25 protein-coding genes are annotated in these 24,431 nt (G+C 49.1%); 4 read left to right on the top strand and 21 right to left on the bottom strand.

The genetic code is table 11. The features are described from left to right. The first annotated feature begins 32 nt into the window (after positions 1–32). On the top strand, positions 33–1,199 hold the full coding sequence (locus tag A8990_RS19545) for an MFS transporter (protein ID WP_116190732.1): 1,167 nt from the start codon (positions 33–35) through the stop codon (positions 1,197–1,199). Between the two features lie 140 nt (positions 1,200–1,339). On the opposite strand, the gene A8990_RS19540 is transcribed toward A8990_RS19545, so the two are convergent. The 7 genes from A8990_RS19540 to A8990_RS32755 all read right to left on the bottom strand — a co-directional run bounded on the left by A8990_RS19540 (position 1,340) and on the right by A8990_RS32755 (position 8,464). Next, positions 1,340–2,182: an N-acyl homoserine lactonase family protein gene (locus A8990_RS19540; RefSeq protein ID WP_116190731.1), complete on the bottom strand. Its 843-nt coding sequence runs from the start codon at positions 2,180–2,182 to the stop codon at positions 1,340–1,342. 168 nt (positions 2,183–2,350) lie between these two features. After that, positions 2,351–2,830 (bottom strand): DinB family protein, encoded by a 480-nt coding sequence (locus tag A8990_RS19535; protein ID WP_116190730.1) that lies wholly within the window; start codon positions 2,828–2,830, stop codon positions 2,351–2,353. A 112-nt stretch (positions 2,831–2,942) separates the two neighbouring features. Further along, positions 2,943–3,779: a PPK2 family polyphosphate kinase gene (locus A8990_RS19530; RefSeq protein ID WP_116190729.1), complete on the bottom strand. Its 837-nt coding sequence runs from the start codon at positions 3,777–3,779 to the stop codon at positions 2,943–2,945. Between the two features lie 352 nt (positions 3,780–4,131). Further along, on the bottom strand, positions 4,132–5,538 hold the full coding sequence (hemG, locus tag A8990_RS19525; RefSeq protein WP_116190728.1) for a protoporphyrinogen oxidase: 1,407 nt from the start codon (positions 5,536–5,538) through the stop codon (positions 4,132–4,134). A gap of 479 nt (positions 5,539–6,017) precedes the next feature. Then, positions 6,018–6,725, bottom strand: a complete 708-nt coding sequence (locus tag A8990_RS19515) for an ABC transporter ATP-binding protein (protein WP_116190727.1) — start codon at positions 6,723–6,725, stop codon at positions 6,018–6,020. Beyond that, positions 6,725–7,846 (bottom strand): ABC transporter permease, encoded by a 1,122-nt coding sequence (locus A8990_RS19510; protein WP_116190726.1) that lies wholly within the window; start codon positions 7,844–7,846, stop codon positions 6,725–6,727. The genes A8990_RS19515 and A8990_RS19510 overlap by 1 nt, the downstream gene beginning before the upstream one ends. 183 nt (positions 7,847–8,029) lie before the next feature. Then, entirely contained in the window at positions 8,030–8,464 is a 435-nt protein-coding gene (locus tag A8990_RS32755; RefSeq protein ID WP_220376827.1) for a DDE-type integrase/transposase/recombinase, read from the bottom strand. Positions 8,465–8,616: 152 nt separating this feature from the next. Between A8990_RS32755 and A8990_RS19500 the strand changes: the two genes are divergently transcribed. Beyond that, positions 8,617–9,516, top strand: coding sequence for a hypothetical protein (locus A8990_RS19500; protein WP_116190725.1), 900 nt, complete (start codon positions 8,617–8,619; stop codon positions 9,514–9,516). A gap of 113 nt (positions 9,517–9,629) precedes the next feature. Here A8990_RS19500 and A8990_RS19495 read toward each other — a convergent pair whose 3' ends face one another. The 7 genes from A8990_RS19495 to A8990_RS19470 all read right to left on the bottom strand — a co-directional run bounded on the left by A8990_RS19495 (position 9,630) and on the right by A8990_RS19470 (position 17,909). Beyond that, entirely contained in the window at positions 9,630–11,543 is a 1,914-nt protein-coding gene (locus A8990_RS19495) for a collagen-like triple helix repeat-containing protein (RefSeq protein WP_116190724.1), read from the bottom strand. A gap of 26 nt (positions 11,544–11,569) precedes the next feature. Next, complete coding sequence (locus A8990_RS31275; protein ID WP_147306835.1) at positions 11,570–12,031, bottom strand: BclA C-terminal domain-containing protein; 462 nt, start codon at positions 12,029–12,031, stop codon at positions 11,570–11,572. Positions 12,032–12,203: 172 nt separating this feature from the next. Further along, positions 12,204–13,517, bottom strand: a complete 1,314-nt coding sequence (locus tag A8990_RS19490; RefSeq protein WP_116190723.1) for a YheC/YheD family endospore coat-associated protein — start codon at positions 13,515–13,517, stop codon at positions 12,204–12,206. Positions 13,518–14,077: 560 nt separating this feature from the next. Next, positions 14,078–14,779: a TetR/AcrR family transcriptional regulator gene (locus tag A8990_RS19485; RefSeq protein WP_245996106.1), complete on the bottom strand. Its 702-nt coding sequence runs from the start codon at positions 14,777–14,779 to the stop codon at positions 14,078–14,080. A 470-nt stretch (positions 14,780–15,249) separates the two neighbouring features. Then, positions 15,250–15,747, bottom strand: a complete 498-nt coding sequence (locus A8990_RS19480) for a DinB family protein (RefSeq protein WP_116190722.1) — start codon at positions 15,745–15,747, stop codon at positions 15,250–15,252. Between the two features lie 13 nt (positions 15,748–15,760). After that, entirely contained in the window at positions 15,761–16,576 is an 816-nt protein-coding gene (locus tag A8990_RS19475; RefSeq protein ID WP_116190721.1) for an alpha/beta fold hydrolase, read from the bottom strand. Between the two features lie 94 nt (positions 16,577–16,670). Then, the gene (locus A8990_RS19470; protein ID WP_116190720.1) at positions 16,671–17,909 is read right to left on the bottom strand and encodes a YbfB/YjiJ family MFS transporter; all 1,239 of its coding nucleotides are present in this window, start codon (positions 17,907–17,909) and stop codon (positions 16,671–16,673) included. A gap of 117 nt (positions 17,910–18,026) precedes the next feature. Between A8990_RS19470 and A8990_RS19465 the strand changes: the two genes are divergently transcribed. Then, a complete protein-coding gene (locus A8990_RS19465; protein ID WP_116190719.1) occupies positions 18,027–18,902 on the top strand; it encodes a LysR family transcriptional regulator in 876 nt (291 codons plus the stop codon). Between the two features lie 148 nt (positions 18,903–19,050). Here A8990_RS19465 and A8990_RS19460 read toward each other — a convergent pair whose 3' ends face one another. From A8990_RS19460 to A8990_RS19435, 6 genes are all read right to left on the bottom strand, one after another. After that, entirely contained in the window at positions 19,051–19,476 is a 426-nt protein-coding gene (locus A8990_RS19460; RefSeq protein WP_116190718.1) for a DUF6157 family protein, read from the bottom strand. A 44-nt stretch (positions 19,477–19,520) separates the two neighbouring features. After that, positions 19,521–19,823 carry a putative quinol monooxygenase gene (locus A8990_RS19455; RefSeq protein ID WP_116190717.1) on the bottom strand — a complete coding sequence of 101 codons (303 nt, stop codon included), beginning with the start codon at positions 19,821–19,823 and terminating at the stop codon, positions 19,521–19,523. A gap of 137 nt (positions 19,824–19,960) precedes the next feature. Continuing rightward, positions 19,961–20,818: a helix-turn-helix transcriptional regulator gene (locus A8990_RS19450; protein WP_116190716.1), complete on the bottom strand. Its 858-nt coding sequence runs from the start codon at positions 20,816–20,818 to the stop codon at positions 19,961–19,963. Positions 20,819–20,957: 139 nt separating this feature from the next. Next, the gene (gene rlmH / locus A8990_RS19445) at positions 20,958–21,437 is read right to left on the bottom strand and encodes a 23S rRNA (pseudouridine(1915)-N(3))-methyltransferase RlmH (protein ID WP_116190715.1); all 480 of its coding nucleotides are present in this window, start codon (positions 21,435–21,437) and stop codon (positions 20,958–20,960) included. Between the two features lie 4 nt (positions 21,438–21,441). Then, entirely contained in the window at positions 21,442–21,609 is a 168-nt protein-coding gene (locus tag A8990_RS19440) for a CxxH/CxxC protein (protein WP_116190714.1), read from the bottom strand. Between the two features lie 132 nt (positions 21,610–21,741). Then, the gene (locus A8990_RS19435; RefSeq protein WP_116190713.1) at positions 21,742–23,187 is read right to left on the bottom strand and encodes a S1C family serine protease; all 1,446 of its coding nucleotides are present in this window, start codon (positions 23,185–23,187) and stop codon (positions 21,742–21,744) included. Between the two features lie 166 nt (positions 23,188–23,353). Between A8990_RS19435 and A8990_RS19430 the strand changes: the two genes are divergently transcribed. Continuing rightward, positions 23,354–23,587, top strand: a complete 234-nt coding sequence (locus A8990_RS19430) for a hypothetical protein (RefSeq protein WP_116190712.1) — start codon at positions 23,354–23,356, stop codon at positions 23,585–23,587. Here the strand turns inward: A8990_RS19430 and A8990_RS19425 are convergent. Then, positions 23,556–24,362 carry an MBL fold metallo-hydrolase gene (locus A8990_RS19425; RefSeq protein WP_116190711.1) on the bottom strand — a complete coding sequence of 269 codons (807 nt, stop codon included), beginning with the start codon at positions 24,360–24,362 and terminating at the stop codon, positions 23,556–23,558. The genes A8990_RS19430 and A8990_RS19425 overlap by 32 nt on opposite strands. Between the last annotated feature and the right edge of the window lie 69 nt (positions 24,363–24,431).

Genomic DNA, 24,431 nt, shown 5'->3' with positions numbered 1-24,431 from the left:
AATGTTCGTTCCGGAACACATAACCCATCGAGATGTTCTTCTCTCGGACAATTATCCTTATTCTCGCCGCCGCCTGCGGCCTAATCGTAGCCAATCTCTATTATGCACAGCCGTTAATCGGGCCGATTAGCGAGGATCTCGGGCTGTCCTCCGGGGCAGCAGGCTTGATCGTCACGCTAGCCCAGGTAGGTTACGGTCTGGGTCTGCTATTCCTTGTCCCTCTGGGCGATATTGTGGAGAATCGAAAGTTGGTCGTGATTCTGCTGGTGCTTGCGGGTATTGTTCTTGCGCTTGGGGGAGTCCTCCATAACGTCACGCTGTTTCTATTTGCTTCCATGATGATTGGAACGAGTTCCGTTGCGGCTCAGATTCTCGTGCCTTTCGCGGCTCATCTGTCGCCTGAAGCATCGCGGGGCCGTAACGTCGGGAGCGTCATGAGCGGCCTGCTGCTCGGGATTATGCTGGCTCGCCCCGTTTCAAGTCTGGTGGCAGAATACCTGGGATGGAGAATCGTCTATTACTTGTCCTCAGCAGCTATGCTGGTCTTGGCGCTGGTACTACTTCGAACGCTTCCGGTGAGACAGCCTTCAACCTCAACCGGTTACTCTTCTCTCATACGCTCGATGCTCAAATTATTGAAATCGACGCCTATCCTGCAGCGAAGAGCCCTCTACCATGCATGCGTGTTTGGGACGTTCAGCTTGTTCTGGACGACAGTGCCTCTGTACCTGACTGGACCTGCCTTCAGATTCTCCCAGCAGGAAGTCGCATTGTTCGCCTTGGTCGGGGTCTCTGGCGCACTGGCCGCGCCGATAGCCGGCCGTTTGGCAGACCGGGGATGGATTCGCCCCGCTACCGGAATTGCGCTGGGCCTCGTCCTGATCTCAATGGCGCTTCCCTTGGCTAACCCAAGCGGCTCGACGTTCGCACTTGTTCTCCTTTTCATTGCAGCCATCGTTCTGGATATGGGCGTGACGACCAATCTCGTTCTAAGCCAAAGAGTAATCTTCTCGCTCGGATCAGAGGTCCGCAGCCGGCTGAACGGCTTGTTCATGGCCATTTTCTTCGCCGGAGGGGCCATCGGCTCCGCGCTAGGCGGATGGGCGTACGCTGCGGCCGGCTGGAACACAACCTTGTGGATCGCCATCGCCATGCCGGCTCTGGCATTAATCTATTACGGAACGGAAAGGCCGTCATAACGAAGGGCAGCACTGTCAGTATCGGCAAGCTTCTATAAAAGCCCGTAAACCCAACAAATCGCGAGTCATCGGGTTGCCTCATTCCCAGAACACGGATCACTTCTGCCTGGGAAGCAGTAACCCCCTCTTCTTTAAGAGCCTCATTCAACAATCGATTTCCATGGCGCTGGACAGCCTATTATTTGAGGTTTAATCTCTACATCATGATTCGCTATGGCCATCAAACAATCCTCTCGTGCCATGAACTCCTTCACCCAATCCAACGAGCGTCGTGCTGCTTTCTTATCCGTAGTCGATCCAGGCAAGATACCATGAGCGAACGATGCAGCCCCGTAGCCTACATCACTCGCCAACAATACCCACCCTTGCTTCGTTCGAACCAGTACTGAGAATTGACCCGCACTATGTCCCGGTGTATGAACCAGATAAACGGAACCGTCTTGAAAAAGATCCAGTCCCAGTTTATAGGGCCCGTATGGGATTTGTGTCCATTCAAATGGCGTTACATTAACGCCTTGCCACATGGATTTAATATAACCTATCCCACGTTGAGCCGCATTCCACTCCGGCTCACTGACGAGTATTTGCTTCGCCTCAGAGACATGTTTAAGTCCGCTGACATGATCAGAGTGCAGATGGGTCAGCAGCACATAATCGATATCGGCTGCTTTTACGCCATAACGGGACAATTGTTCATGCACAGCCTCTCCCGCAGGCAATCTCCCCTTAAACATGGATGAAGCGAATGCCCCCAGATGCTTTCGCTGGTTTTCCCTCATCTCAGTGTGCCATCCGGTATCCACCAAAATCAACCCACTCGGATGTTCGATGAGGTATACAGATACGGGAACCCACCTCTTCTTAGCCCTTGGTCTTAACCAGCCTGTGTAGGGTAACGGATGCAGGGTTTTCTCTCTGAAAGCCAAAGACTGGTCAATATAAACTTCGCCTGTATGCCAAACATGTATTCTCGCGTTCGTCATGAGAAAATGCCTCTTTTCATATTTTAAATTAGATGACACATCATCTATATACATAGTAGATGATGTGTCATCTAATTTCAAGCAGGTATTTTGATGGGGCATCCTCTCCGCCAGCTCCGAATTCAAAAAAAGAGCGCCGATATGGAATCGGCGCTCCTACCCTGTTTGTTATTTCGCTTGCATTTCTCTCGTCGGTCCAACGACTCCCGGCACGATTAAACCTGCTTGACGAAGCAGAACCGTCATTTGCCCGCGATGGTGCGTTTGATGATCGATAAGCAGGCGCAGGAATTTACCTCGCATCATTTTTCCGCCGAAGGCTTGGATCTCCTCCGACATCTGCTCATCTGTCCATTGGTTAGCTTCTCGCTTGTAAGCCTCGTTGATCTCTTCGTATTTGGCGACGATCTCCGCCATATGAACAGGCGTCGTTCCAGCCCCGCGTTCTACTGCCGGAACTTGAAGCCCTGCGATTTGTCCGAAGATCGCTGCAGTCCCCGTTAAATGCCAAGCCAACCAACTTAACGAGTTATGCCCTTCCACAATTGCAGTATCCATCTTCTCGTCCGTAATGGATTTCATTACAGCCAATGTACCTGCTGCTGATGCAGCCCAGTCACTTACAAAGTCCTCTTTCATCCGGTACATATGTATTTCCCTCCAAATCGAAAGTATGATCACTTTCATTCTAGTCAAAAAAGGGAGAGAGCTCAAATGCCTACTTCATTAAGTATTTTCGACATAGACGATCATTATCAATTTAGCTGCTTTGGGGTGGTGGTTCACTGACATGAAGTTGTTCCATCAGCTTTCGAGTCTCAATATCCGGTTCCGGATAAGAAAGGTCCAGCTTCTCCAAGGAACTTAGAATAAGCTGGAGCACCACGTAATCGCGAAACCATCGCTCATTGGCCGGAACGATATGCCATGGGGCGTATTTGGTTGCTGTTTGCCGAAATACGTCTTCGTACGCGTCAATGTATGAGCTCCAGTATTGTCGCTCGTTAAGATCGCTCGGATCGAATTTCCAGACCTTCTCCGGGTTACTGAGCCGTTCGCGGATCTTCTCGAGCTGAAATTCGGGCGATATATGCAAGAAAATTTTGATCAGCAGTATGCCATTGTTCGTTAGCATCTTCTCGAAATGCCGGATATGCTTCATCCGAGTGGCCGCTTCATCATCCTGAATCGTTCCATGCACCCGGGTGATGAGCACATCTTCATAGTAAGAGCGATTAAATGCGGTAATATAGCCTTTGGCAGGGACAGCTTTATGCGTTCTCCATAGGAAATCATGAGCGGATTCTTCCGACGTCGGCGCCTTGAAACTCTCCGCACGAAAGCCCAGAGGATTCAGATTGGAAAGTACCTTCTTAATGACTCCGTCCTTGCCGCTGCAATCCATCCCTTGGAACAAAACAAGCACGCCATTCGTTTTCGAGGCAAACAACTTGTCCTGCAAATGGCCAAGCTTCCTCTCCATGTGTTGAAACTCATCTTGAATCTCCTCTTTACTCGCAAAGCCGCCGGTATCCTTTGGATCGAAGTGGCTCAGACCGTGCTTCTCTGCTTTAGTCAACCGATAGTTTTTTAACATGAGCTATCTCTCCTCGCACACTTCTTGTATTCTCGAATTAGTCGAGTTTATGTAATGGACCCGACGATTCCGTTCATATAAGCGTATTTAGCTATAATTAACCAAATTGAATCCGAGGAAAAACATATTGCCATTTATAAATAAAAAAGAGTAAAGCAGATTAAAGCCTCACTCTTTAATATGAGCTATCCCAAAATTATTAGCCATTATTTATGATACGGTTCAGCTTAACGGATCTATCGGCGAAAAATAGACGGTGGCGCTTAGATTTTCACTGTTGCTTATAATAAAGTTCTCCCCGCTGTTGGTAACGGTTAGTTATAAAGCCATCCTCAACTATTATCTGATGCCCCTACTTATTGGTTGGGGAATAGCTTTCTTTCAATAAATCAATGATTTTTCTTGCCGAATCGGCCCCGTTCTTCATGCAGTCCGAGATTCCTGCGCCATAATAAGAGCATCCAGCAAGGATAATGCCTGGGAATATATCTGCCATGATGCTTTCGAGTGCATGGACGCTTCGTGGATGGGTAATCGAATAAATTGGCATTTGCCCGGACCAGTCGGTGATCTCGTTAACGACAGGTTCGGTGGTAATTCCAAGCCCCTTCTCAATATCGCTAAGCGCCACCTTTAGCAGGCCATCGTGATCCAGTTCCTTAATTGAAGCGTACGAAGGATGGCTGCTTTTATAAAATAGCCGTACTAGCAAATTTCCGGATTTGGACGTATGCTCCCATTTGCGACTTGTCCATGTGCAAGCGCTGCAGAACAATTCATCGGTCGTCGCGGTAATAAATCCCGTTCCATCGGCGGGGAGCACTGAATCGGGCACGTCAAAGCCGACATATACGCTGATGAGCGAGCTGCTCTTCAATCCCGAGAATTGCTCCGAAAGTTTCGGATCGTCAAGAATCGGTTCTGCTGCCGTATGCGGAATGCTTAGTACAACATAATCCGCTTCGATCATGTCCCGATCGTCTAAGTGCACGTGATAGCGACCATTCTCCTTATCAATTCTGCAGACTTTAGTGTTTAACAGCAATTCTTCGGTCAGACCGGCTTGGAAGGCGTCAATAAGCGAGCCCATACCGTTTTTCAGCGAGAAAAACTTCTTCTCACCAATCCTGAACTTCTGCTTGTTTGCTTCGAGCCCTTTAATAATACTTCCGTATTGCTCCTTGTAGTCGATCAAGTAAGGTAGTGTTGAGGCAATTGTCAAGTCGCTCAAATTCCCTGAATAGACCCCGGAAAGGACGGGGGCAATTTGCTTCTCGACGAGTTCGCGCCCTAGAAAACACTCCAGAAACGCGCCGACAGAATCGTCCTTCGTAAAAGTCTCATTTTTCGTATATAAATCTTTTAGCGCCGCAACTTTTCCTTCTGCCGAGACGAGCGTACTCTTGGCGAGCGACTCGATGCTTGCCGGAATGCCGAACACCGCGTCGTCCGGAATCGGCTTCAGATGTCCACCCGCGTATATAAAGGAGCGTCCAGTCGCGTTATAGACCACGTCATCCTTCAAGCCCAGTTCTTCAATTACGTCCATGTCATCCATTTTTCGCGCTACAATAGAATCCGCCCCGGTCTCCATTACGAATTGTTGATGTTTGACGGTATGAATTTTACCGCCTAGCTGTGCCGACACTTCAATTAATAAAAGCCTGACCGCAGCTCCGGTTGCTTTACTCCATTTGCGAAATTCATGCATGGCCGACAGCCCGGTAATGCCGCCACCGATTATAATTATTGTCTTCAAATTTAACACCTCATGGTTTAGTTCTCAATAGATTAACATATCCACGCAATTTTCTGGTATGATTGCCGTCACTATATCCCGAGTTTAACGGCTGCTAACCGGCTAACCTCATGGTAGGATATGGTAATTATCTGAAGTTTACCCTCAATTATAGCTCATTAAAAAGAGGTTAACCATTGAATGGCTAACCTCTTAAGCATACAACAATTAATTCTCACAGGATTTCTTTAAGCGATGCAACCTCATACGTAATCAGTTCACTTCCGAGAATCGGAGATTGTTTAGAAGAAGCTTCCGCTCCCTTGCTCCCGACGTTTATGAGCAGCTTTAAAGCTATCGCTGGCTTTCCACGCTGTGAAGTACTCCATCGACTCCCAATACATATTTACACTTTACTCATCGTGATCGAATAAGTTCTGGGTCAGCAGGACCTCTACCTTGACAAGTCCCTTCGTCAGATCTAGCGCGTCCGAAGCAATTCAAACCTGTGTTGCCTCTAATCTTGTCGTTCCCGCTAGCGACAATCTGCCATCTTCCATTCGGTACACCTTATCGCAATATTCAAGCATGCGTTCATCATGCGTGACCATAATCGCTGCTTTACGGCGCGACTTTACCTCATTTGCGATCAGACTGACCACCTCATGGGCACGCTTGGTATCCAGACTGGCCGTGGGCTCATCCGCCAGGACAACGTTGGGATTGTTTATTAAAGCCCGCGCGATGGCCGTGCGCTGCTTCTCGCCGCCTGACAGCTCCTCCGGAAAGCTCTTCAGCTTCGATCCGAGTCCTAACTCCTCGAGTAACTTAACGGCGAACGTCCGATCCTCGGCTCTAACCTTCCCCGACATTTTCTTCACTAAGAGCAATTGGTCAAGGACGTTCAGATAAGGGACCAGATTGGACGATTGCATAATAAAGCCGATTTCCTTCAATCGTACATTCGAAAGCTCTTTCTCGGAAAGCTTAGAGAGAAGATGCCCATTCAAGTTGACTTCTCCTTCTGAAGCTTTAAGCAATGCACCCGCAATCGAAAGAAACGTACTCTTGCCCGACCCGGAAGGGCCGACGACAGCAACAAGCTCCCCGGGCTCCACCGAGATAGAGACCTTTTCAAGCGCGGATATCCGGTTGCTTCCCTCGGCATAATACTTCGTAACATTGCTGATTTGCAGTCCTGTTGACATTATTCTGCCCTCCCAAGCGCCTTCAACGGATCAATTTTAGTTATCATGCGAACCGAGACTAGTGAACTAAGCACTGCGATGACAAGAAGGATGATCGAATACTCCACGACGAGGCTCGTCTCCAGCTTGAACGGCATTCCCTTGGGCATGATTGCCGCAGTCCCATAAGTGAGCAGAACCCCAATAACAATACTCGTGAGCGATAGAACAATGACCTGTGAGACAATGGCTTTGCTGAGAAAACCGTTTCTTGCGCCTATGGCTTTCATGATGCCGAATTGATTGGTCTTCTGCATCGTAATGACATAGAAGAATACACCGAGCACGAACGCGGATATCGCAAGCAAAAAGCCTAGCATCATCATAATGGATCCATTCTCTTCCTTGTACCCCGGCATGCCGTGAATCGCGGCTCCGCGCGTGACGGTATCGGTATTGGAGAGCTTGCTGCTAATATAAGCAGGATCGATATGTTTGCCCTGCAGCATGATTGCATTAACTGGGCCTGCAATTCCCTTATCCGAGCCCGGCGCGGCGAACGTGATCTTCCGCCATTCGGACATCGGAACAAATACGGCTGAGAGGTGATTATACGTCTGATTATCGACGAAGCCGATAATCGTCAAGGCTTGTGTCGAACCGTCTAGTTGAAAAGTATCCCCAAGCTTAAAGCCGTCATCCTTCATCGTCTTGTTCACAATGACGCCTGTAGGATTGGCTGCAGCTAGCCCTACACCTTCAATTACTGCCGGCTCTAGAAAGCTGCCTGGAAGAACTCCTAATATTGCGAGATCAACCTTATCCTCGTTCTTTGTGCTGTTTCCTTTCAAAGCGGTGGCCATTGTACTGCCCATTGGTGATGCAGCTGTCACATTAGGCAATTTCTCCGCTTGCGCCACTAATTCGTCGGATAACAGGGACTTGCCCATGGTCGACTGCGATCCTTGTTCAAAAACGACATAATCGGCTTTCATGTTCTGGAAAGTGGACGCTGCAAGCGTCGATAATCCATTACCAAGTCCCGATAGGATGAACACTAACCAAGCAACTAAGACAAAAATAATGACAATCATCAAAAATTTCATCTTGCTGTGCATGAGTTCCTTTACAGCTAAAAACATGCTTTCCCGCTCCTCTTTGTTATTTATGACACATGTGTCATTTTTGTTATGACCCATGCATTCATTCCATCTCCATCTAATTAAACTATATATTCAACACATGTGTCAAATTCATAAAGAGCACCTTACTGGAATAGTCAAGAAAAGTGCAGTTTGAAAACACCCTCATGCGGAAGCCCCTTGCTAGGCTGCGTTTGACAGCAGTCGTTCGCGATAAATGGCGGGGCGCCAGCCCCCCGGGTTAGAAGTGTCGATCCGGCGCCTGTTGTAGTAAACCATGATGTACCTGAAGATAATGGATTTTATCCGAGCCATCGGATAGTGTTCGGTTTTAATTTGGTACAGCTTTTCTTTCTTTAACGCAGCAAAAAAGCTCTCCATCCTGTCGTCCATGGCTAGGCCTACAATTTCGCCGTTAAAACAATCCATTACGGCGGACAAGTAAAGCTTGCCATCTGAAGAAGGGACTTCAGTGATATCCGAGAGCCACTTTGCGTTGGGTGTGGAGGAGCTGAAGTCTCTTTGGATCAAGTTTTCGCTCTTCTGAGCTGCGGCATCCTCGCGTGTAATCCCGTTCGGATAGCGCTTTGCTTTCTTGAGCAGGTCGTGCTTCTTCACGATCCGATAAACCGTGCTGTAGCTCGTTAAAAAAACGCTTTCTTCATCTCACATAGCAGCGTTTTTTCAATTGGGCCGTATGCTCTACATCATGTGTGGAAAACCCGCATACATATATTACAATTACAATATCCAAGGTGGGATTATTTTGTATGTCCTTTTTCATGCTGCCAGCCATCACCGATTTCGATCGCCTTACAACCAAGGTCCTCGTCAGCAGTTCCGTTCAAATTGACGGTCATCCAGGAGGACTGTTTCTGATTGACTTTGAACAAAGGAAACTAGAACAGCTCTATACCGGAGATTGCCGAGGGTTTGTACAGCTGCCTGGCCAAATATTAATTGCATCTCATCAACGCGGCATGCTTCGAATGAACCGAAACTACCACATTGAGCAAACTCATAATTCAGCTGCTGGCAGAGATGCTCATGGCATGGCAATACTAAGTAGCGACATCGTATTAGTCGCCGAAACGAAACACAATTCGATCGGTTGCTACAAAATTCGGACCTTAGAACGAATCGGCGAAATTCGCTTTCACCTCTCAAATAACGATGAACTTCACTTAAATGATCTATGGATAGACAGGTCGTCACTGTATGTTTCTATGTTTACGCCCCATGGTAAATGGAGGGAAATCCCTAATAAAGAAGCCGGATGTATTGTAAAGTTAAATGGACCTGAAATTAACCCTTACACAACCACTCTAATTGAACCGAATCGTCATATCATCAAGGATCAACTCTCTCAGCCTCATAGTATTCTTATGTATAACGGACAGATGGCCTATTGTGATTCTATGCTGCATCGTGTCATCACCGACCGTTCGACGCTGCAATTAAAAACTTTTACAAGAGGCTTGGCGGTGCAGGATGGGGTATGGTTTGTTGGACAGAGCGGACGTAAGAGTCGGCCTGAAGCTTTGAAGCATGTGCCTGATACACAGGTCAGCGGCATTCATCTCTATGATTCTCGTGACGGCAAGTACGGTTTCCTGCCCATACCGGCACGACAAATTTATCAATTATCGATCTTTAAGTCTTTTAACTAAACGCAGCATCATCGAATGGTCTTCTGATAAAGTCATGGACCCGTAAGAGACCAGTCGCAGCAGTTTATGCACCTTACGAGCCCAATCAAATTCAGTTTCCTTCCATAGTGCAACTAAAATTCTGTATTATCAATGAGATCAAAGATATTCAGCAATAATCCACCAGGTGCATTGGAACTGAAGCCTACAGGAGCAATACTGCTTGCGGTATCAGTTAGGCTCCCCCATGGACGTGTATAGAAGCTAAACTTATTAAAGTACACCTTGAACTGTTTTTCTGCTGGACTAGACGGATTACCGCCATCATATCGAAAGTCGATGTACACCATCAAGCGTGTCTGATTCATATTGATGACGATATTATCTTCAATTAGAATCTCGAGAAATTCATCGAAGTCCCAGTCCGCCCCTACGGTAAAAATAAACGTGCTCCCATTCGAGGCTCGTGTTGGAATGTTAAGGTAATTCTCAGTCGCGATGAAGGTCACATTTTGAGGTTTCGATATAAATTCGATCCCTCTTCTAAACCCTGTGGACGTATTATTGGAGAACTCCAGTGTATCCCTGAAATAATCCTGATCGACACGCACGAAGCGGTCATTATTAGGCCCTCCAAATATTTGGTTTCCATATATATACGTCCTTCTCTCATTTCTGGCTAAATCCAACACATTGCTGTTGCTGTTAAGAACACATTGATTCGCTAGAAAAGTAACATCTCGTGTGTCATAGAGAAATGCGGTTTTACGGCCCCCTTCAAATTTGCAGTAACGAATGATGTTCCCCTCTGCCAACACACTGCTTATAGGAATGGCAATATTAAATATAGAATTCGTGGAGAAAGGATCCTGATTAGGAACCGTGGTAGGTGTAGGACCAATCCAATGAATATTCTCAACAATGGCGTTATTCGCTCGAATTGTAAAATAAGAATAGGATAAGAGCGGAGCTGGAGGTTCCACGATCACCTGAGCATCTAAGTTGACCACCGTTAATCTCTGGCTAAGACCACGCAACGTCAATTCCTTATCAATCACGAACAAGGTGCCGGGATCTGGCGCCGTTACGGTGTAAGTGCCGGGATTCAATTCAATCGTATCTCCTGGAATAGCAGCCATTATGGCCGTTTGAATCGTCGTATACGTGGTCATCGTTCTCAAATTAATAATCCGATTCGCATTGACGAATACATGTTCACCGATCGTGATGAAGTTAAAGGTCTGCGAACCCACCATCCCTACGGTCGCTCCAGGGGCTGTTGAGATCATTCTCACCGCTGTCTCACGTATAATTACACTAGCAACGGTATAATCGCCGGGATCCAGTACGATTCTGCTGACAGCCTCATCCATTAAGGCTTGCGTCAGCTCCTCATTGGTTTTGACCGTCCGGCTTGCTTGCTCACCCAGCTTTCTTATAAACACAGAGGCTGTGGCATTATTGGCCGAGCCACCTGACTGAGCTGTTAATGTGATAGGAAATACGACTAGGGTATTCGCATTTCTTAAAGTGAGCACTGCTGGCAGCGTATCAATAGTTACCATTACTCCGCCCCGATTTAGCTGGTTGGAACTATCCGAGCCATACAGCGCCCCCTCAATACGTTCATCATTTAAATAAAATGCAATTTGGTTCGTTTGAGCACCGGCGACCACATATGTCACCAAGTAATCACCCGTTTGATTCACTCTAATCTCGGGGCTGCCAGCACTATGCGAGAAGCCCTCCGATACGAAACCATTCGTTTCGAAGCTAATTTGCTCCTGAGGTTCAACTGATTGGTTATTACTACTAAATAGGTATGCAACATCTGCTGACAAGCCTGCAGGACCGGTTGCGCCAGTTAAACCTATTGGGCCTGCTTCACCCTGCCTCCCTACGGGACCTTGAGCACCACGTGGCCCTATCGGGCCACTGATCATCCCCGATGGACCTATCTCACCAATCGGGCCTGGTGGTCCCTGCGGTCCCGGTGGCCCCGGCGGCCCTGGAGGCAACGCTGTCACACATTTGGTGTGTTTCTTCATGATGATCTCCTTTCCCAGCAACCCAGCTATAATTTCACGATAGTTAGGGATGCCGTTACGTTTGCTTCTGTTCCACCCGCTAAGGTTTCCAGTACAACTGTATCTAAGGACAAATAATTTCGCAGTGTAAGAGTCCCGGGGACTCCCTGCACCCTAACAATCGCTTGCCCTGCATCTTGATGATTGCTTTCAGCTGAACCATAGATCGTTCCTGGATAAAACTGACCGTTCACAAATAGCGCAAATTGACAGGGTTGCTCGCTTGTGACAGAAAACTGAATGTAATACGTTCCAGCAACATTCAAAGAAACTTCAGCATCCCCTACGGTATGACCAATTCCGCCAAATAGTACACCATTCGTATCGAAGGTGACACTTTCTCCAATCGCTACCTCTTGTGCAGTGGATTGATACACATATCCGTAATCTGTAGAACCTGCTGATCCAGTAGGCCCCTGAGCACCAGTTGCACCTGCAGGACCTTGCACACCCTGCGGTCCTCCTTCACCTTGGGCACCACTTTGCCCTGCAGGTCCTTGAGGTCCCGGCGTTCCCTGTGGTCCCTGCGGTCCCGGAGGCCCTGGCGGTCCCTGAGGTCCTGGCGGCCCCGGTGGTCCAACCTTCTTCTTAATTCCCATTCCTTTATTCCTCCTTATTGATTTATGAAAATCCAGCAAGCGCTTTGGCAAACTTCAAAGGTGTAGTGAGCACCTTTCTGTACAAATCAGGATCGTCTCTGACATACGAAGCTACATCATGCCGATGTAAGGTGTTGATTTCCAGCAGCCAAATGTGCAAATTGGATTGCAGTACAATGTCGATGCCGACATCGCCAAATACCCCAAACCTGTGATCGATCAATTGGCAAGCGGATGTGCAGATTTGCTTAATCTGGTGATACACGCCCTCTATCTGATGTGCATTCAGTCCATATAGGTGTTCTAAAGCATGTTGTCCAGAGAATATCTGATGAACCTCGTTGGTGCAAATCTGCTTCTTGTGGCCATATCGTGCTATAACAGCAGAGCATTCCCACGCTTGATGCTCATTCTTCTGCATGATGACTCGGAAGTCGATATGACGCTTGTGATCGGTAAAGGCTACAGACTGCTGCAGCAAATAGCTTCGATTCCTTTTGAGTGCCCGAATGACTGTGATCAAATCATGCATATTTCTTACATATTTCCGCCTCATTCGGTTGGTTATCACTGCGTATCCTGATCTCAGCTGATCGACCCGAATAATCCCATCCCCTAAAGCGCCGCGCACCGGTTTTAAATACACCGAACGGAAGGAATTGAGCATGCGAGGCAGCGTACGGCTATTCTTCCACAACTGCGTAGACGGAAGATGGTGACGCAGTTGCGGATGCTCCTGAAGGCTGCGCCAAAGTTCCAATTTACTGAAGAAATACGGATTAAATACTTTCCATCGTATGGATTCAATTAAATGATCATAAGCACGATTGCGGTTATATTTCTTTCTTCTGTAAATCACATCAGGGTAAGGCAACCGATCGCTCTTTCTCCAGTACCCCTCGGCTTGAGGGTCATAGTAGTAGCCCGTTAGAGTGCGAGTTCGCGGGTTGATCCCGTCAAGTGAACATATATACACCAGCCCATTAATGGATGCATAGTCTAGTAAAAAACGTCTAACCGTCTCAAGCTTTTCTTGTGAAGCCTGCTTTCCTTTGTACGCTAATATACCAATTACAGGGCCTAACCGAAGACATCCCTCGGACACATTGATGTCATAGGAGAGTGTATCTGGAAGCGATAATGTATGCCTTAGCTGTTCAGATAGCCCGATGCTCTGCATCGAACAAGATGCGTCGATTGTGACCGTTACATGCTGCACCCAACTGCCGATCGTAATTTTACAGACACTGGTTAACAAAACTTCCCAAGATGCAGGGATCAGGATTTCATGGAGCGGTAATGATGCATTCCAACGAATAAATACATTTCTCCACATACCATCCCCCCCAATAGGCTAAAATCAATCGCACCACATTGTATTCCCAGACGTTTTCCCACGCAATGCACAATCACCCATGTAACACCAAAAAGAACAGAATAAATGCTGTCAGGTTGTTGAGAAACCTCAGCAGCCTATTAAAAGGTGGTGTTCGTATGTTTCACCCCCGGCAGGAAGTTCAGCTTAATGTCGCCTATCGCTGGTTGCTGGACTTGGATTAACGTACCGAATACCCGATCACAGCACCTTAAGCCCGAGAGTGGCTGCATGGTTCATGATGGAAAACCGGAAGACTTCTTTTATCGCAACCACAAGTTCATCAATTACCTATCGCCATTTGACGTTGATTAGTCATCGCAAAAAAAACACCCTCCACCTAGCATAAATGGCCGGGTAGAGGGCGATCACCAGTTATCTTGCTTCTACTGAATCAGCTGCTTACGATTCTCAAAAACTTCATCTTGCTGTGCATCAATTCCTTTCAAGCTAAAAACATGTTCATCAACACCCCATCATTTCATTTGTGACACTTGTGTCGAATTAAAAAAGAGAGCATCCTACCGCTGCGCTCCCCCCATCCACATCTGAAACAATAGCTTGCTCCACTCGGGAGTAGGGACGTTTATCATGTTTGGGGTATTTATGAGGTTGAAAAATCCACCGACCAGTACCAGGAGCGGAATGTCTTCTCTGAGGCTTTTCTCTTGTTGCGCTCTTTGGAAGAGACGCGTTAACTGAACCTTTAGCGTGGTATGGGCTTGCTCGACAAAATCAATATCCCGACGAGCCGCATCCGAATTTGTTGTGTTGATTTTATGAGCATCGCCCAACAGCTGATGAAGCTTGGCTTCTTCGACATAAATGCCAAGCAGTTCCTGAAGGGCTTGCATTGGACTAGTCTCATCGATTGCCGAAGCCTTCTCGATGATGCTCGTAATCACACGCTTCATGCAAGCAGCCACAATTTCTTCCTTATTCGCATAATACTGATAAATCGTACTTCTGGCACCTGGTAAATGCTGTGAAAGCAACTTGAGATGAAAACCGTCATACCCATGCTCAAGTACTAACCTTTTTGTAAGATCCAGTAATTCCGACTCCGTATAGGATTGCTTTCTGCCCATGGCTGCGTCTCCTTTCAGAAGTTCAAACATACATATTGCTCTTTCTTTTTCAAGATTCCAGTCTAACATACCTGCATTTGAAATGGCACGCTCAGAATAGCTGAACTCAATTATCGTTGGGCAGGTATTGCCCATTCCGCCTCCTATATGGATGCTTAGTACGGCGGCGGAACATGCTTGGCTGAACGTCGTGTTTTCTGCCGGAGTCGGAACAGAGGTTGAATTCCGGCCTCTACCCGCTAAATTTAATGCCCTTTAGAAAGATATTCCGCTTTTTTCGAACCTTTTGGTCTCCTATAATAGCCCAACGGATGTTATGTAACTGGTCAGCTCGGATCGCCCCGACGTAGATGAGACTGCAAAATCAATCCGAATCATATTTAGACTGGGGAATCTATTATTTGTCCGTGCTGTTCTGACCAATAGTTCTCAGGTGGTTCAGTTCTATCTCATCAAAAAAAACAAGATGCAGATTTCAGATTGTGAAACGTACCTCACGATTTGTGATACGGTTCACCGTATCATCTATAGAGCGAAAGTCAAGGCACCCGAGCGGGTGCCTTAAGGAAGCTTCCATTACGTGTGTACTTGACATTGCCGCACGCTCAAAGCGGCGGCTCCGCGCCCAGCTTCACCCATCCCTCCTTCGAAGGACCATATACCGCAGGTATAGGCAGCCCCGCTTGACGCAACAGAACCGTAACTTGACCCCGATGATGAACGATGTGTTTGATCAGTCCCATGAAAATCGTCGCGTTGGACTCCTTTCTTCCGAACGCTATTTGGACTTGCTTCAACGTATCGTCCGTCCACTGCTCTTGAAGAGCAATTGTCACCTGGGCGCTCACTGCTTTAAACACCTCTGCAATCTCCTTCGCAGACGGTACTTCGTTCGGATCCGGTACTCTTGCTATTGAGACGCCAAATCCCGTTAAATAATCCGGAATATTCGTAACCAAATGCCACGCTATCCTTCCCAACTTGCGCCCTTCGGGATAAACTAGCTGCGAGAGCGATTCATCAGTCAAGCCGTCCAGCACCTTTTGAGTTAATGCGGCTTCGTTCATCCACTCGCCTATAAAATCCTCAACCGTGCAGTACATTCGTCCCAACCCCTTATTTTTGTTCCATTAGAAAATCATTCACTGCTTGAAAATAGCCGTCTATATCGTCGGCATGGACCCCGTGACCGCATTGATCGAAAACGATCAGCTTGGTATTAGGCCTGTTAGCTTCCATCCGTTTCGCTTGTTCAGTAGCAAGAATGAAGCTCTTCCCCCCATGAATCAGCAAAATCGGGCAACTCGACCCTAACCAATCCTTCCACCAATTGCCATTGGATTGGGGGACGGATACTTGAAGCCCTTTCAGATCCGTTCGGAATCCCCAGCCGAGCTCATCCTCAAACACGCTCTCGGCGAAATAATCGATTGCCCGGAGTCCTACGCTTGCAAGCCTTTGTCTAAGTTCCTTTAATGAGGCAGACCGGAAGGGAAGCTTTTCTGCAAAGGAGAAATCAGCCTGAATCTCCGCGCCGATATCCTCAACGATAACGGCATTCACTAATTCAGGGTAACGAGCCGCGAATTGATAAGCATTCAATCCGCCCAGTGAATGCCCCAGAATCGTGACCGGCCGTCCCCCAAGCTCCGACTGTATCAGAGTCCGAATATCCTCCACGTAATCATCCCTTGCATATTCCTTCCCTGGCGGCTGATCGCTCCAGCCATGTCCGCGTTGATCCATAGCAATAACGCGCCAATCCTTAAATCGTATGGCCAGCTCCGAGAATGATCTTGCATTCGCCATATACCCATGTAGCATAACGAGCACTCGTTCGTTATCTCCTCCATTATCAAGGTAAGAGAGCCGAAGATCTCCCGCGAAGAAGAATTTCCTTGCTGCCAAGCTCCTATCATAGCTGTTCGACATCCTCATTCACTCCTCTTTGTTTGAATTTAATCGCTCTTAACCTCAATTTTAAACGTTAATGGTGACAGCTCTTGTCATTGTCGTAATTGATTTATCAGATTCCGAGAGAGAGTTGCCGGATCGACTGCTGTCGTTGTTGGTGTCCGTACCAACCGGCTAATGCGGCTGCTATGGCCATAAAGATCGCGCTGGACGCGACGCCAAACTGCAAACCGTATTTTTCAACCGCAACACCCCCGACAATAGGACCGATAATCTGTCCGGAAGCAAAGAAAGCAGTGGCTAGGCTTAGGCTTGCCGCATAGGCGTGATGAGGGACATGGCGCCTAAGAAGCGCGGTCGTCATCAGCGGCGGAGTAATAAATGAGACCAGCCCAATTATGACGGCGCCTAATGCTGTCACCATCGTATGATTGATGGTGACGCCAATTACGCCGATCGTACCCAAGGTTAACCCTGTCGCAAGCGTATATCCACTCGGCCAGCGGTCTATAGCCTTCCCTCCGATCCATCCGTTAAATAAGCCAGCGAATCCTATACAAGACCAGATTAGCCCGGAATAGAGAGACGGAACGCCCTTGCTTACCAAATAGGGGATCAGATACGTAAAATAGATGATGTAACCTGAACCGAAGAAAAAATAAGAACCGATTAAGAATAACAGCTTCTTGGGACTCAACAGGAGATGGTACACATTCACGCGTTCAGGGTCTTGCGGATCCAGTTCCGTCGTCGAAAGTATGGGGGTGGATTCCCGCTTACCCGTGACGAACTCGAAACCGAACGCGACGATTACACCGAACAAGCCCATAGCCGCCCATGCATACCTCCAACCATCCAAATGCGAAGGTTCAATGGTAATGGGAGCGAATAAACCAGTTACTAAAATGCCTGCGGAACCGCCTAGCCATATTAGACCCGATGCCACTCCTCTCTCGGCCGGCCGAACGGCATCCACTGCAATGGACAGGACTAGCACGGTGGCAAGGGCAGATAACAAGCCAATTACGAACCGCCATAGCCCTAGCTGAATGAAATGATAACTGAATGCCGAGCCGATCATGGCCAATCCAAGCAGGAAACACGTTATTCGATTGATGACAGGCTTGCGATCCGGGAATCGCGAGATCAAAGGCGAAAGACAGAGTGTCCCGATCAAATAACCAACAAAGTTGACCGTTCCTAACATGCCCAGTTGGCTGTAGCTCCCCCCGATCTCCCTCTGTATTCCCGGCAAGAACATGCCATAGGAGAGTCGAGAAAAGCCAAGAATGACGACAAACAAAAGTGATGCCCACAGAGTCATCCAGTTGAATGCGGATTTCGTACCCAATGCTCCATCTTCCCCCCAAATTATTTTGTTGACCTTAGTATAAATTCAAGGCAAAGTTTAGTAAAATTGAATTATATGAATAAATGATTCATAAATCTTAAACCTGCGGTGATGACAATGGATCTTCGAGCTTTAAAAACCTTCGAAGCGTGCGTGCGTCTTGGCCACTTTCAGAAAGCAGCAGAGGAGCTTCGATTTGCTCCTTCTACGGTAACCCTTCACATACAGCGCCTCGAAGCTGACCTAGGCGTGTCTTTATTCATACGCGATGGCAAGCGCGTGATCGTGTCCGAAGCCGGACGGTGGCTCCGCCATGAGGCTTCAGCATTACTGAATTCGATCAGAACCATGAGGCGGACCGTCTCCGATATTGCGGCGGGAGACGGCGGAGCCGTTCACTTCGCCGCTATTGAGCCCATAGCAAGCCAGAGACTTGCAACCGTCGTTGCCGACTTTTGTAGGACTCGCCCGAAAGTGCAGTTAACGATGGAAGTGGGTGGAAGCAACTCGATCGCGGAGAGGGTTCGCGCTGGAGAATTAGATTTCGGCATATGCTCCGTTCCAGCGGCAGCTCTTATGCTAGAATTCGAACCCCTTATGGAGGACAAATTAGGGGTGATGATGAGGGCAGACCACCCGTTGGCCAATCAACCTGACATCACGGCGAGCGATCTCGCCAGGCAGACTGTCCTGGTCAAGGAGCCTACTTGTATCTACCGAGAGCTGTGGGATAGGGCACTCTCGCAAACCGATAACTCAGCTATCTCATATCATGAGGTTGGAAGTATCTTTGTGATTCAGCAAATGGTCAAACAAACATGCAGCGTAGGTGTTGTTCCAATTTATAGCGGTCTGGAAATGGAAGGCTCTGTAGTCATCAGACCCTTCACCAATCTGAATCCCGTAGTCACCTTGGGCATCGTTTATAGAGATAAAGACTCCTTGGGCAAGGCATCGATATTGTTAATGGACGCAATCAAGGAGCTCCATTAGTCAAGACCACATAGGTATTTTCACCATCATCATTCGCCCTATTTATGATACGGTTCAGCTTAACGGGGGCATCGGCGAAAACAAATGGCGGCCCTGTGGCCGCCAAGCTTCATCTTCGCTAATGTGTCTACTGAAACCGTGATTGCACTCACTTCTTCTTGTTTCTCATAGCGGCGAGCAGCTTCACATTCCCATTGGCTCCTTCCGCGAAACGCCTATATTCTGGGGATTCCATCGGAACGATCGCGATTTCCCCCTTCGCATTGAAATGAATACCCCATCCGTATTTTTTCGGGAGCATTGATGTTCTCAAGCATGGTTTCGGTTTCATAAAAAACTCGTCTCGAATCTGGTCACCCCTCTCAGCTAACTCCTCCTCCGGAATGCTTTTGTGTCGGATATGCACGATGTACAAGAGTTCCTCCTGCGTATAGCCATACGGATTATTCGCGAGTAACTCAAACTCGATACCCGGCTTTGTTTTCCCGTTTTTCTTGTCCATGGGCTTTATTCCGGTCTCTGAGGGGCAATCCGCGGCAACGGTAATGAACGTATCATAGTAATTCCAGTCCATCCTCATTCCTCCTGAATCAGGTATAGCACCGCTCATCGCTTTAATTAAAATCCTTTTCCTCCGAGCGGCCGAACCTTTATGGCACTGCCTCCTGCGATTAAATGCCGGCAACGCCCGATTAGCTCCAATACCTTCTCGTTTTGCAAAGACGCGGCATGAAACTCCTGGCTCTCCCATAGCTCCGTGATCCAAAGATCGTTAGGATCGTCTTCAGCCGCATGCAGGATATAATAGATGCAGCCCTCCATATCGTTCAATGTCGCGCTGGATGCTAGCATCATCTCCGCGAGCTCTTCCCGTTTCCCCTCATGGGCCGTTAATTTTCCGAACATGGCGAACTTGCTCATCGTTCATCTTCCTTTCTTCTTGCGGAATTTGCCAACATGGCTTCGTAATGCGCAAGCATTCGAGCGTTTGCCTCCACCATCTTTCCGATAAGTAGCTCCGACTCAATCTGCAAGGCTGTGCTGTACGGCATCAAAAATTAAGGTACATACGTCTGCAACATCGAGTGTTCTAAATGGAACACTGCCTCTTCGGGCATACGCTCCACGACCGCGTGGCCGAACAACCAGTGATGGCACAACTCGTTCAGAATCTGCTCTTGACCCTTAATCCGAACGGTCTCGAACTTAGCTGGTCCGGTTGGATCGGGAAGCAGATTATCGAGCAGATGATCCTTAGCCGAGAAACCCGCTGGACGCTCGAAACGTCCCTCCGTCTCCCGCAACGAGCGAATACGGTCCACTCGGAAATTCCGTAACTCCTCCCGATAACCGCAATACCCTACCGTATACCAGTTCCCTTTCCAGAAGACAATGCCATACGGGTCGAACAGTCGCGGAAGGCGGTCTTCCCCCTTGCCCCGGTCATATTGCATTTCCACCGTCCGTCCCTGTCCTGCCGCCGCCTCCAGCATTTGAAGATAGAGTTGGAGCACTCCGTCCGTTCGTGGATAAATGACGGATAAGGCAGTACTATGACTTTTAAGATGATCCAGTTGCTTCTCGTTCGCGTAACGCATCATTTTGTCCATCGCTCGGGTTAAATCATCGGAGTAGGGGTACCCAGCCTCTTTAGCAAATATCGAGGCATGGATCAATGCCTTCTGCTCCTCGATATCGAAGAAGAGCGGGGAATCGGTAAACTGGCTTAGGATGCTATAGCCGCCGTTTGGGCCCGAATCCGCAATGATTGGAACCCCGCTGGCGCACAGAGAATCGATACAGCGATAGACGGTCCGCACGTGAATCTCAAGCTCTTCCGCCAACTGCTTAGCGGTCATCCGCTTGCCTGAGCGCAGCATCCAGAGAATCGATAACATATTGTCCGATTTCGTCATCGACTAATCCTTCTTTCCAAGTTTGCCTGGATTATTCCAACCTTGTTTTGAGTATAACCCTACATCACTGACAAATGCAGTCAGTTATTTTAAAATTTCCAAAGCAATGATTAGAGGCTATCAGAACCAACTTTCGCCGTTACTTGTGATACGGTTCTCCCCGGTTAATCTTCACCGCCCGGTACACCTGCTCCAGCAGCACCAGCCGCATCAGCTGGTGCGGCAAGGTCATGCGCCCGAAGCTCAGCTTCTGCTGGGCGCGCTTCATGACGGCGGGCGCGAGGCCGTTGCTCCCGCCAATGACAAAAGCCACGTGGCTCCGCCCATACGTGGCTAAAGAATCGAGCTGCCCGGCGAGGTCCTCGCTCGACCACAGCTCGCCGTCCAGCGCCAGCGCGATGACATGCGCGTCCGGCTTAATGGTCGCGAGCAGTCGCTCACCCTCGCGCTCGCGGACAATCGCTTCCTCCGCGGCGCTCATCGTCTCGGGCGCGCGCTCGTCGGGCACCTCCGTGAGCGTGAGCTTCACGTACGGGCCAAGACGCTTCGCGTATTCGGCGATGCCGAGCGTCAGATACTTCTCCTTCAGCTTCCCAACAGCTGCGATCTGAATATGCATCCGCCTACACCACCAAGTACTCGGCAATATTCTGACACATATCGCAGGTTGCCGGCGCTTCCCATTCCGTGAATTTCGTCGTCACCAGATCGACGATATCCGGCGCATCCTCGTACTCGTCCACAAATTTATCAATCGCTAGCTCCACATGCTCTTTGCATACACAATACATCGTTTCTATATCCCCCAGCTCTTCTCGATTACTTCCCAAATCCACGTAAAATACACGCAAAGAGATCAGCCCGTCATACGCGGCCCCCCAAGGAGAGCGCTGCACGAGCTGATCTGCTTCATGACTATACCGCTAGTCTTCCGTCTTCTCTTCAAGCTTAAACGTCGTTGTTTGCTTCTCGCCGTCGCGATAGTACGTAACTTTGATTTCGTCCCCGATGGACTTCTCGCCGTACAAATATTTGCGAAGCTCCATCGTGCTGCTGATCGGCTGATTATCCAGCTTCACAATTACATCGCTGTACTTCAAGCCCGCTTCTTCAGCCGGTCCAACCGCTTGCAGCACGATTACGCCGTCATGTACATTATCCGGAAGCTTCAAATCTTCCTGAGGCGCCATCACATCATCACTGCCGTCGCCCGGAGCAACACCAGCTCCAGCTCCAGCACCGGCACCATCCTCTGCACTCGCTCCAGGAGTCAGGCCATCAGCCCCGTCCGCAGGTCCATCCGCCGGACCCGCTTCATCTCCTTGCGGAGCATTAGCCATAGCTGCCTGCTGCTCCAAGTACCGCGACAGATCCATCGTGTACACGCCAAGGTACGGACGCAGCACTTTGCCATGCTCGAGCAAGCTCTGCACGATTGGCATCGCCGCATGCGAAGGAATCGCAAAACCAACGCCCTCAACGCCATAATCAGCGATCTTCATGCTGTTGATGCCGACCACATGCCCGTCCAAGTCGATGAGCGGACCGCCGCTGTTGCCTTGGTTGATGGACGCGTCAATCTGAATGACTTCCTGCTCCCAATCGTAATTGCCGTCTTGGCTGAGCGACACCGGAATAACCCGCTTCGTCTTGCTCACAATGCCCATGGACAGCGAATCGCTCAGACCAAGCGGATTGCCGATCGCCATAACCCATTGGCCTGCCCGCAGATCCTCGGAATCCCCAATTTGCGCCACGGTATCGATGCCGCTCGCATCAATCTCAAGCACGGCCAGGTCCGTAATCTCGTCCTTGCCGATGATCTTCGCATCGCGCATCTCGCCATCGCTCAGGACCGCTTTTACCGCCACCGCATCCGCAATAACGTGATTATTCGTGATGATATGCGCTTTGCCTTTCACCTTCTCGAAAATAAACCCGGATCCCAGCGCCGCCTGCTCCAGCTTCGAAGAAGAACCGTCACCGGACGCAGCGGCATCCCCGCCGCCATCCGAAGAACCCGCGCCAGAGCCATTCGTGCCAGCCGGCATCGCTTGCTCATTAATGATGCTCACGACTGCCGGACGCACTTTGGCCGCAGCGGAGATCGTCTTATCCATCGGATCGTTCATCGATACATTCGTAATGCCCGCTACCGCCTTCACCGCATCGCTACCCCGGTCAAAACCGGTAAACAGGCCAAACACAAGCGCCACCCCTGCTGCGCTGATCAGAGAAGAAGTAAGCGCAATGCGCAAGGTCGAGCGGCCCCCGCCCCCGCTCCGTCTTACGCCGGCTGTGCGGTCCTTCTCCCATCTCGTACGGCGCGATACGCGCGTCGAGTAGAAATCATCATCGAATAAGCTCATCTATAATCGCTCCTCTCGACACTCCGCTCACCCGCGAGCCAGCATCAAGATTATTATTTTTCGAATCTAGGAATGATATCGGTAGAATAGACTACAATAATAATATAAACTTCCAAATTGACCCATCGACCGCCGCCAAAAGGCGATATCAAAGGAGCGAATCCCTATGCCGCGCAAAGCATCTGCGTCTGCAGCCTCAGCCCTCGATCATCTGAATCTAGTAGCCAAGCTCGCTGATCTCAAGGAGGATCACTACCGCACCCTGCTCACGCTCAGCGCCATGACCGAGCTGCTCATCGACAAAGGACTGATCTCCCCGGAGGAGCTGGAACGCAAAATCGCCTCGCTCGACACCGAGCTGGACGAGCTTATCGTCGCCTCACTTCATCCCATGCCGTAGGCCGGTCGTGGTACGTATCCCGCAGTGGATGCTCGTCCCGCTTGAAGAAGAAGCCGTTGTTCTCCAGCACTTCGTTCACCGTCATTCTCGCGAGATCCATCATGTTATGATCGAGACTGAGGTGCGCGAGATAAACCCGCTTCGTCCGATCCGTCATGAGCTGACATAAAGCTTCGCCAGCCGCTTCATTCGACAAATGACCGACATCGCTTAAGATACGCCGCTTAATATTCCACGGGTAACGTCCCATCCGCAGCATATTAACGTCATGATTCGACTCCAGCACGAGCACATCGGAATCCTCAATCATGCGCCTAACTTTATCGCTCACATAGCCAAGGTCTGTCGCCAGACTCAGCTTCACATTATCATCCTCAAACACATAACCGACCGGCTCAGCCGCATCATGCGAGATCGCATAAGACGTCGTTCGCATCGAGCCGAATGCGGCCGTCTCGCCTGTCTCCATAATGACGCGCTGCTCGGCCGTAATTTGCCCGACATGCCGCTCCAGCGCACCCCAAGTGGCCTCGTTGGCGTAGATCGGCAAGTTGTGCTTCCTTGCGAAAGCGCCGAGCCCTTTTATATGATCGGAATGCTCATGCGTCACAAGAATCGCACTGATCTCGTGACCGGCAACGCCTTGCATCCGCATGAGCTCCTCCAGCCGTTTCGCACTCATACCGGCATCAATGAGAATTGTAGAATCCTCACACTGCACAATCGTTGCATTCCCCGTCGAACCGCTCCCCAGTACCGTAAACCGCATTCCCATCCCCTGTTTAAACCTGTCCTTTCTCCAATGCCCCAATGAAAACTGCCTATATTGCCTCCACCTGTATTG

Source organism: Paenibacillus taihuensis (genome assembly GCF_003386535.1).
GTDB classification, from domain to species: domain Bacteria; phylum Bacillota; class Bacilli; order Paenibacillales; family Paenibacillaceae; genus Paenibacillus_Z; species Paenibacillus_Z taihuensis.
This window is presented reverse-complemented; position numbering and strand designations above follow the sequence as displayed.